Here is a 2,547-nt window from a genome sequence, read left to right as displayed (position 1 = left end):
GAGGCTGGGGTGCCATGCGCCGGCTGAGAGGGGGTGGCATGGGATACGCGCCGGCCCTCGTCCTGAGAAGCGGCGAGCAGCGGATTGTGGAAGGTTCGGCAGAGCAACGGGTGGGCGGCGGGCTCGGCCGGAGGCGATCGAGGCGACGGGCGCTAGCCCCCTGCAGGCTGCAATGCCAGGAAAGCCTCGACCCGTTCGCGTGAGGGCAGCCCCGCTCGGCCGCCGAGTTCCTGGGTGTTCAAGGCTGCTACGGCACCGGCGAAGCGGGCGATTTCCCGGAGCGGCAGTCCCTGCAACAGGCCGAACACAAAGGCTCCGTGGAAGCTGTCGCCGCAGCCGGTTGTGTCGACTACTTCCGGCATTGTGAAGGCCGGCTGAGAAAATGGTGGCTCGCCGCCGGCATGCACCCAGCTCCCACGCGCCCCGTCGGTCACCACGACCAGCGAGGGGCCTTCGGCCAGCAGACGGCGGGCGGCGGATGCGGCCTCGGCTTCGCCGGTGTACGCCTGGGCGAACTGGCGGGCGACGATGCAGATGTCCGTCCGGGGCACCAGGCGCCGCAGCTCCTCACGGAATCGGTGGGCTCCGCCATCGAAGGAGACTCTTCCCCCGGACTGGTGCGCCCAGTCACAGGCCTGCAGGCAAGCTTCGAAATGACGGCCGTTCAGATGGACGATCTGGCTGGCCGTGACCGCCTGCTGCAGACGGTCGGAGGGCATCAGCTCCGGCGCCGTCCCTGGGTACCACACGATCGATCGGGCCCCATCGTGCTGGCGGACGAGGACGCAGGACAGAGTGGAAGTGCTGCCCGGACAGGTCTCGAGGAGATCTCCGGCCACCCGTTCCTCGGCAAATGAGCGGCGGACGAACTCGCCGCGCCAGTCGTCCCCGACGGTGTCGGCCATGGCTGCGCTGGCGCCCAGCCTGCCCAGGGTCACGATCGCCGTCGCCACCGGCCCGCCGCCCTGCAGCGTCATCGCCGACGCCTGCTGATTCTCCTCGTCGGAGGGAAAGTGGTCGACCAGATACAGCGCATCCACGGTGGACACGCCCAACCCAAGTACGTCGTAGCGCTTCATCGGCGGCGAGTGTAGCACACGCCTCAGGCTGCGAAGGATCGCCGGCGACCTCGCTGCCCGTCCGGCCCTATCGGGGGGGCGAGCAGGTGAGCGGCAGGCGAGGTTTCGTCGCCAGAGGCCAATCGTGCCCGGAGGCCGAGGCGCCGGTTGGGGCCTGGCCAGCGACCAGGCCCCGCGCCGAATGCCCCGTGCTCATGCGGCGCGCCTTGTCAACGCCGGATCGGCAGCCTGCCCGTAGTCCGGGAATCCCGATCCGGGATCACGGCATGAGAGTCAGATGATCGGCGGCGGAGGCCTCAACCTCGGCCCGTGTCCACAACATCGGGTGCGTCTGAATATTGCGCCACAGGTCGATCATGTCGTCGTAGTGCCGGTTGAACGGATGGCCCGATTGTCCGGTGGTATGGACCGAAACTGAACGCGAGAAATCGGACAGGTCGATGATCTGGCGGTAGCTGGGCACCTTGGATTCGTCGTAGGGTTCAGCCGGGTCGTAGCCGGTGTTGTTGACCGTCGACATCGTCCCGTCCACCTCGACCGGCCCTCGGTTGAAGATGGCCTCGATAGGGGCGATGCCGCTTTGCCCCAGGCTCTGGTTCTCGAAGGTCGCCCGGTGCAGATCACCCCAGCGCCAACGGTTCATGTCCGCACCGAGGGTGTCACTCAACTCCTCGAGCGCGTCTCCAAGAGCCAGCAGCAGGATGTCATCGCGCACTTCGACATCGGGCGTCAGTCGATCATCGAACCACGGGGCCTCGGGCTGTTCCAGCAGGGGCAGCAGCCCCACCAGGCTCTGACCGATGGCCTTCTCAAACAGCTTGTCTCCCATTTCATCTTTGAACACTCGCTCTGCGAGATGCAGGCGGAAGGATTCAAACAATGCCGCGCCGGCGCTGTCCCGGGTTGCGCGGCCGTCCCAGGAGCGAAGCAGCCCGATGGCCTGGAAGAGCGTTGGGTCTTCGGGATTGAGCGCCAGCACATAAGGCAAGACTTGGCGAGACCAGGTGGACAGGCTGTCGCCCTGCAGCAGCTGGATCTCGTCACGGGTCACGCTCGAGTCCTCGGACAGGACTTCGTCGATGCGGATCGCCCGGTAGCCTGGATCCCAGTCCTTGGTCAGCAGGTAAGGGTAGTCGCTGCCGACCACCGCATTGTTGGCCGTGCTGATGTAGCCCTTGTCCGGGTTGAACGCGCTCGGAAGGGCATCGAAGGGGATCATGCCTGTCCATTCGTATGCCCCGGACCAGCCCGGCACCGGCATCGTGCCGTCCCCGGCGGCGCGGATCGGAATCTGCCCCGGGGCCTGATAGCCGATGTTGCCATCGACGTCGGCATACACGAAGTTCTGGCTGGGAGCGTCCCAGTAGCGTAGTGCTTCGCGAAATTCGTCCCAGTTGGCGGCGCGGTCGATCAGCAGGATACTCTGCATCGTCCTTGCGGGTTCGAGCGCCGTCCAGGCAAGCGAGAG

The 2,547-nt window shown here is 66.5% G+C and carries 2 protein-coding genes; both read right to left on the bottom strand.

What is annotated here, in order from left to right:
- Positions 1-152 precede the first annotated feature (152 nt).
- Entirely contained in the window at positions 153-1,079 is a 927-nt protein-coding gene (locus MUO23_05075) for a carbohydrate kinase family protein (GenBank protein ID MCJ7512324.1), read from the bottom strand.
- A 259-nt stretch (positions 1,080-1,338) separates the two neighbouring features.
- Positions 1,339-2,547: penicillin acylase family protein (locus MUO23_05070; GenBank protein ID MCJ7512323.1), on the bottom strand; the 1,209-nt coding region annotated here is incomplete at its 5' end.

This window comes from Anaerolineales bacterium (assembly GCA_022866145.1).
Taxonomy (GTDB): Bacteria; Chloroflexota; Anaerolineae; order Anaerolineales; family E44-bin32; genus PFL42.
This window is presented reverse-complemented; position numbering and strand designations above follow the sequence as displayed.

Bases quoted from the DNA above. Each gene is read 5' to 3' on its own strand.
- MUO23_05075 (MCJ7512324.1), bottom strand. From the start codon at position 1,079: ATGAAGCGCTACGACGTACTTGGGTTGGGCGTGTCCACCGTGGATGCG.